Below are 7,451 nucleotides of genomic sequence, written 5' to 3' on the forward strand. Positions count from 1 at the left end.
AAATTATGTTTTGACATCAGAAAACACCTCCAAATTTATTTTACCAAATTTGAGGTGCTCCTTTTTAGTTGTATCTAATTATAGTGGCAGTTCCAGCACTTGTCTTTCATCTTTTTTTGAATTTTAGTATTAACTATTTCCTGATTTTTAATAAAAACTAACAATAAACATAAAAAAACTCCCCTAAGTTTAGGGGAGTTGAATGGCTAAATTAGTTTTTAACTACATTAACTGCTTGAGGGCCACGATCAGATTCTTCAACATCAAAAGAAACTGCTTGACCTTCTTCTAGAGTTTTGAAGCCGTCGCCTTGGATTGCTGAAAAATGAACGAATACATCGCTACCATCTTCACGAGTGATAAATCCAAAACCTTTTTCTGCGTTAAACCATTTTACTGTTCCGTTTTCCATTAAATTGGGACCTCCTTGTGCTCTATTTGCACAAAATTAATTTGTAAAATTGCGATTATTTTATAGAAGCTAAAGGAAGCCTATAACATCTATAAATAAACCAAATTACAGTTCCTATATTACACTTGATAAAACGCTTTTTCAAGCAAAATCACTTATTATTTCACCAAAATCCTTCTTCTCTTAAACTGTAATAACTACTGTCGCCAATCACCAAATGATCCAGCAATTCAATATCCATCATTTCGCCACAATTCTTCACTCTTTTCGTTAAATCTAAATCACTTTCGGAAGGTTTTGGGTCTCCAGAAGGATGATTATGAGCAAGAATAATTCGCGCAGCTGAGCAGCGCACTGCTCCATGAAAAATTTCGCGAGGGTGAGCAATTGATTGATTAAGGGAGCCTTTAAAAAGTGTCTTTTTTTGAATAATTTCATTTTTAGTATTTAAATAGATTGCCACTAAATGTTCTTGTTGAAAATTGCGCATTTCAACAATTAATTGTTGGGCTAAATCATAGCTAGAAGTAACTTTACCAATTTTCGGTTGCAGCGCTTGTTGGAGGCGCAGCCCTAATTCCATTACCGCTTGAATTTCGATTGCTTTGGTTCTGCCGATCCCTTTAATCGTTTGTAGCTCTTGCAACGTTGCTTGTTTGATTTCAAATAAACTAGAAAAATGTTGTAAAACTTCCCTCGCTAAATCCATAACATTCATTTGATGATGTCCTGTTCGTAAAATAATTGCCAATAATTCTTGATCTGATAAGGCTTTTGCTCCAACTAATAATAAACGTTCTCGCGGTAATGACTGCGGGGGTACTTCTCTTAATAATAACTTTTTCGCCATAAAAAGAACTCCTTTGATAAGAAGTCGCCTTACGACAAACTTCTCTTCTCATAGATAAACTACGCAAAGGAGTTAAAAAATTTTATGCAATTATTATTTTTCTAAAAAAGTTACGACTTCACTTAAGGAAGGCAACACAGCAACTGTTTTTTCTCGCAACTCAGCAGAAGGAGCGATTAAATCAGGAATCATAATTACTGGAATCCCAGCGGCTTCCGCTGCTAAAACGCCATTAGGTGAATCTTCTAAAACAAGAATTTCATCTTTTGCCAAACCTAATCGTTTCGCCGCTAACTCAAAAATTTCCGGATTGGGTTTCGCCCGTTTAACATTTTCAAAAGAAACAATTTCTGGAAATTCAGCCTGCAAATCGCTAACCGCTAAAATCGCATCAATCACTTGTCGTTGATTACTAGAGGCGATTATTTTAGGTATTTGAGCTTCATTTAAATAGGTTAACAAATCAAATAATCCCGGTTTTACGGCAACTTCTCCATTAGCAATCATTCGGTTTGATTCAGCAAAAGCTTCATCAATAAATTGTTGAACTTTTTCGCTACCAAATTCAGCATAAACTTCATGATAAGCCGCCCATAATTCTTCGTCAGAAATCCCCAAATATTTTAAATATTCAGCTTTGCTATAAGGAAATCCTAATTTATCCGCCGTTGTTTGACTAGCTTGATAATATACCGTTTCCGTATCAAAGATTAGCCCATCCATATCAAAAATTATACCCTTAACCTTTTTCATCTTTTTCCTCCTAAAATGTATTACTTTTACTTAGTCAGTTCCCTTGCAAGCTCACTAATAATTCCCGAACTTGCGAGATAAAATATAAAGAACCGGTTAATAGTAATAATTCATCGCTACCCATTGACTCCAATAATTCTGCCAAACCAAATTGCCACAAGGAAACAATCGTGACTTTTTCATCTTCTAAATGATTGAAATCTGATAAATCCAAAGCTTTCGGATAATCAAATGTCGTCAAATAAATACGGACATTGGGAATTTTACGCAATTGCTGAATCATCCCTTGAATGTCTTTAGTGGTAATGGCTGAAAATAAAATATTGATTTGATAATCACCAAATTCACTTTTCATATTTTTGATTAAACGTTCCATGGCATGGTCATTATGGGCGCCATCCAAAATAATTAACGGTTCATTACTCATTTTTTCCATGCGACCTGGCCAGTGAGCTTTTAATAAGGCTTTTCTGATGTCTTTTTCCCGAAAAACCGAACCGGTTAACTGACAATACTGATAAAATAGTTCAAGCGCCATCCCGGCATTTTCAACTTGATGCTGACCAACCATCGCAATTTTTAATTGCTTGAATTTTCCAGCTTGATTTTGAAAATCAAAAACTTCGCCCCAAACTTTATCAGGAGAACGATAAACCACTTGATAATCCTGACTGTAGCTAAAATGCGGCGCCTTTTGTTTGCCAGCTACCGCTTCAATAACCCGCAAAGCTTCACCAGCAATATTTCCTGTAACCACCGGAATATTCGGCTTAATAATCCCGGCTTTTTGCTCAGCAATATCACTTAAAGTTTCCCCTAAAATATCCGTGTGGTCCAAACCAATCGTCGTAATTCCGGTTAATAGCGGTTGTGCGACATTGGTTGAATCCAGCAAGCCGCCTAAGCCAACTTCAATAATTGCTACATCGACTTTCTCTTGTAAAAAATAATCAAAAGCCATCGCTGTTAAAGTTTCAAATTCAGTAATCCCACTAATTTCTGGCTGGGCATCCATTTCAGCCACTATCTCTTGATAACGACTGATGTAGGAAAATAAAGCTTCATCAGAGATGCCCGCGCCATTAATCGCAATTCGTTCATTAAATGTTTCAATATAAGGCGACGTGAACGTGCCTACTTTTAAACCAGTTTCCTCTAATAAGCACCTTAAATACGTGACAGTAGAGCCTTTTCCGTTGGTGCCGGCAATATGAATGGTGGGCACTTGTTTTTCAGGATGATTTAAACGAGTTAACAATGCCTCTACTCGTTGTAAACCAGGTCGTGAGCCAAAGGGTAAACGGCTGTGAATCCAATTAGTCGCCTCTTCAACTGTTAAAGTCATTATTTTCGCCTCATTTCTTAACTGTTTTATGTTAAAAATCATTAATTCTTATTATAGCAGAAATAATTTAAATAGCAGGAATTTCACTTTGAAAAATAAAACCTGCTTATCAAAAAAGTTTAAGCCAAGTTAGTTTCCTAACCTGACTTAAACTTTAATAGCTTGCTTATGAAATTGTTCTTAAGCTGGCAATTCGTTCTTTAACTGTTTGTTGTTTATCTAAATAATCTTTTTCTTTGGCCTTTTCAGCAGCTACCACATCGTCAGGAGCGTTAGCTACAAAACGTTCGTTAGCTAATTTACCTTGAACCCGCTTCACTTCACCATCTAATTTCGCTAATTCTTTTTCTAAGCGTTGAATTTCTTCTTCGATATTAATTAACCCAGCTAATGGTAAGTAAACTTCTGCACCGGTTAAAATAGCTGACATCGCTAACTCTGGCGCTTGTAAGTCGCTTGCAATTGTTAATTCTTCTGGATTACAGAAGCGCTCAATATAACTAGTATTGGCTGTTAAAAATTGATTTACTTCTGAATCAGTCGTTTTAATTAATAAAGTGATTGGTTTTGAAAGTGGCGTATTCACTTCTGCCCGAATATTACGAACCGCGCGAATTAATTCTTTCAAAACTTCCATCCCTTTAGCAGCTGTTTGATCGTCAAACTCTGGATGAACTACCGGATATTCCGCAACTACTAATGATTCCCCTGCGTGAGGAATTTTAGACCAAATTTCTTCGGTAACAAAAGGCATAATTGGATGTAATAAACGTAAAATTTGATCTAATGTATAGACTAAAATGCTACGAGTTGTCTGTTTAGCCCCTTCATTTTCCCCATACAAAATTTCTTTACTCATTTCAATATACCAGTCACAGAAATCATCCCAGATAAAGTTATATAACTGACGACCGGCTTCACCAAATTCAAAACGTTCAAATAATTCGGTTACTTTTTCAACCGTTTCATTTAAACGAGCTAAAATCCAGCGATCCGCCACCGTTTTTTCACCACTGAAATCAATGTCTGCAACACTCATGCCTTCAACATTCATAATTACAAAACGAGAAGCGTTCCAAATTTTATTAATGAAATTCCAAGCGGCATCCATTTTTTCATAGCTAAAACGAACGTCTTGACCGGGAGCTGAACCATTAGTTAAGAACCAACGTAAAGCATCGGCACCATATTTTTCAATTACATCCATTGGATCAATGCCGTTACCTAGGGATTTCGACATTTTACGTCCTTGTTCATCACGAATTAACCCGTGAATTAAAACATTGTTAAATGGTCGTTGTTCGGTAAACTCTAAACTTTGGAAAATCATCCGGCTTACCCAGAAGAAAATAATATCATAGCCAGTTACTAATGTATTTGTCGGAAAGTAACGTTGATAATCAGCACTATTTTCGTCCGGCCAACCCATTGTTGAAAATGGCCATAAAGCTGAACTAAACCAAGTATCTAAAACATCGGCATCTTGCTGCCAATTTTCAGCATCAGCAGGTGCTTCCATGCCAACATACATTTCACCCGTTTCTTTATGATACCAAGCAGGAATTTGATGCCCCCACCATAATTGACGAGAAATTACCCAATCGTGAACATTTTCCATCCATTGCGTAAAAGTATTGTTAAAACGTGGTGGATAAAAGTCGACTTTATTATCAGTTGCTTGATTGGCAATCGCCGCTTGCGCTAAAGCTTCCATTCTTACAAACCATTGCGTTGAAAGGCGTGGTTCCACCACTACCCCTGTACGTTCTGAATGACCTACGCTGTGATTCATTTTTTCAATTTTAATCAAGCGGCCTAACGCCTCTAAATCTTTAACCACTTCTTTACGAGCAACAAAACGGTCCATTCCTTGATATTTGCCCGCTAATTCATTCATAGAACCATCGGAATTCATCACGTTAACTCTTGGTAAATCATGACGATTCCCCACTTCAAAGTCATTAGGATCATGGGCCGGCGTGATTTTAACAACCCCAGTCCCAAATTCCATATCAACATATTCATCAGCAATAATCGGAATTTCTTTATCAACTAATGGTAAAATGACTGTTTTACCGATTAAAGCTTGGTAGCGGGGATCATCTGGATGCACTGCTACCGCCGTATCACCTAGCATCGTTTCCGGACGTGTAGTAGCAATTTCTACCACGCCACTGCCGTCAGATAAAGGATAGCTCATATGATAAAAAGCACCTTCAATATCTTTGTGAATAACTTCAATATCAGATAAAGCTGTGCGGGCTTGGGGATCCCAGTTAATAATATATTCTCCACGATAAATTAAATCTTTTTCGTAAAGTTTAACAAAAACCGTGCGGACTGCTTCTGATAAACCTTCATCTAAAGTAAAGCGTTCCCGTTTATAATCTAGCGATAAACCTAATTTAGCCCATTGTTCACGAATGTGGCTGGCATATTCTTCTTTCCAATCCCACACTTGCTCAACAAATTTTTCACGGCCTAAATCATAGCGTGAAATTCCTTGTTCTCTTAATTTTTCTTCAACTTTTGCTTGAGTAGCAATACCAGCATGGTCCATTCCTGGCAACCATAAAGTATCATAGCCTTGCATTCTTTTTTGACGGATTAAAATATCTTGTAAAGTTGTATCCCAAGCGTGGCCTAAATGAAGTTTTCCTGTAACATTTGGCGGTGGAATCACAATTGAATAGGGTTTTGCTTCTGGATTCCCACTTGGTTTAAATAAATCTTGTTGTAGCCAGCGTTCGTAGCGGCCTGCTTCCACTTTTTGTGGATTATATTTCGTTGATAAATTATTATCAGACATTTTTTCGTCCTCCTTATTTTTGAGAAAATAAAAAAGCCCTAAGATACAAATGTATCTTAGGACGTAAATTTACGCGGTACCACCTAATTTGCAGAAAAATTTCTGCCGCTTTAGCGTGAGATAACGATCACGATTCGGACTGTTCTACTCTTTTCAAACAGTCGACTCACAAGCTACCTTCAATATCCCTTTTGTGAAAATGTTCCAGCCCAGCATTTTCTCTCTTTAACAAAAAGTAATATTTACTCCTCTTGTTCAACGTTTTTATCATTCTACAATGAGAATTATTGAAAGTCAATCATAAAAAATTCCACATCGTAGAGTTAGCAAACTATTTTTTTAACAATTACTAATTAAATTTTGGTAGTTATCAAAATAGATTAGCGTTTGTAATTCAGTGGTTAAATCAATATACTGCACCGTCACATGGCTTGGCACCACAACTCTATCAGGGGCAAAATTTAAAATCGCTGTAATCCCGCCGGCTACCATTTTATCAATAGCCTGTTGTGAAAACTGACTAGGTACCGTTGAAATAGCAATTTTAATATCTAAACTTGGCACAACTTCTTCAAATTCTTTAATATCATGAACAATTAAGCCATCAACTTCTTCACCAATTAATTCAGGATTATTATCAAAAATCGCAACAATATTCAAATTTTCATTTCGTCGAAAATTATTATTTAATAAAGCTTTCCCTAAGTTACCATAGCCCACTAAAGCCATGCGTTTTTCTTCGTGCGTATCTAAAATCCCACTAAAAACTTCAATTAAATAATCAACATCATAACCATAGCCACTGCGACCTAACTCACCTAAATGAGAAAAATCTCGCCGAATAGTGGCTGAAGGAACTTGGGTAAATTCACTAAATTCTTTTGATTTTATTCGTTGCACCCCAGCTTCACTCAGCATTTTCAAATAGCGTAAATATAAAGGCATCCGCTTAGCTGTCGCTTTAGGTAATAATTTATCTTGTTTCATTATCTTTTATCCGCCTCACATTTTGTTAAAAGCTTCACATAAGCAGTGTAACACAAATTTTCAGCAAGCAACAGTTTCCTAAGTTTTTTTTAATAAAAAAGGCGAAGGGACTCGCTCTGCATCTCAAAAGAAAAAAGATAAGCAACTTCGCCGTGGAACTGCCACTATAATTAGATACAACTAAAAAAGAGCACCTCAAATTTGTAGTGACCCCAAAAAGTTAGACTTTTTCGGAGTAGAGAAATCTACTCCGTTTTTTGTTGTTTTCAAATTAACTATTATGCAGCTTTCTGTG

Annotated in this window: 6 protein-coding genes and 1 other annotated feature; all 6 genes read right to left on the reverse strand. The window is 36.5% G+C overall.

What is annotated here, in order from left to right; translation table 11 throughout:
• Positions 1 to 211: 211 nt before the first annotated feature.
• Complete coding sequence (locus M2139_RS13990; RefSeq protein ID WP_280739465.1) at positions 212 to 412, reverse strand: cold-shock protein; 201 nt, start codon at positions 410 to 412, stop codon at positions 212 to 214.
• A 163-nt stretch (positions 413 to 575) separates the two neighbouring features.
• A complete protein-coding gene (gene radC, locus M2139_RS13995) occupies positions 576 to 1,262 on the reverse strand; it encodes a DNA repair protein RadC (protein ID WP_280739466.1) in 687 nt (228 codons plus the stop codon).
• A gap of 93 nt (positions 1,263 to 1,355) precedes the next feature.
• Positions 1,356 to 2,015: an HAD family phosphatase gene (locus tag M2139_RS14000; RefSeq protein WP_280739467.1), complete on the reverse strand. Its 660-nt coding sequence runs from the start codon at positions 2,013 to 2,015 to the stop codon at positions 1,356 to 1,358.
• Positions 2,016 to 2,049: 34 nt separating this feature from the next.
• Positions 2,050 to 3,360 carry a folylpolyglutamate synthase/dihydrofolate synthase family protein gene (locus M2139_RS14005; protein WP_280739468.1) on the reverse strand — a complete coding sequence of 437 codons (1,311 nt, stop codon included), beginning with the start codon at positions 3,358 to 3,360 and terminating at the stop codon, positions 2,050 to 2,052.
• A 166-nt stretch (positions 3,361 to 3,526) separates the two neighbouring features.
• Positions 3,527 to 6,169, reverse strand: a complete 2,643-nt coding sequence (locus tag M2139_RS14010; RefSeq protein ID WP_280739469.1) for a valine--tRNA ligase — start codon at positions 6,167 to 6,169, stop codon at positions 3,527 to 3,529.
• Between the two features lie 54 nt (positions 6,170 to 6,223).
• Positions 6,224 to 6,437 (reverse strand) — a binding site (T-box leader).
• Between the two features lie 71 nt (positions 6,438 to 6,508).
• Entirely contained in the window at positions 6,509 to 7,156 is a 648-nt protein-coding gene (locus M2139_RS14015; RefSeq protein ID WP_280739470.1) for a redox-sensing transcriptional repressor Rex, read from the reverse strand.
• Between the last annotated feature and the right edge of the window lie 295 nt (positions 7,157 to 7,451).

The organism is Enterococcus sp. PF1-24 (assembly GCF_029893325.1).
Classification (GTDB): domain Bacteria; phylum Bacillota; class Bacilli; order Lactobacillales; family Enterococcaceae; genus HY326.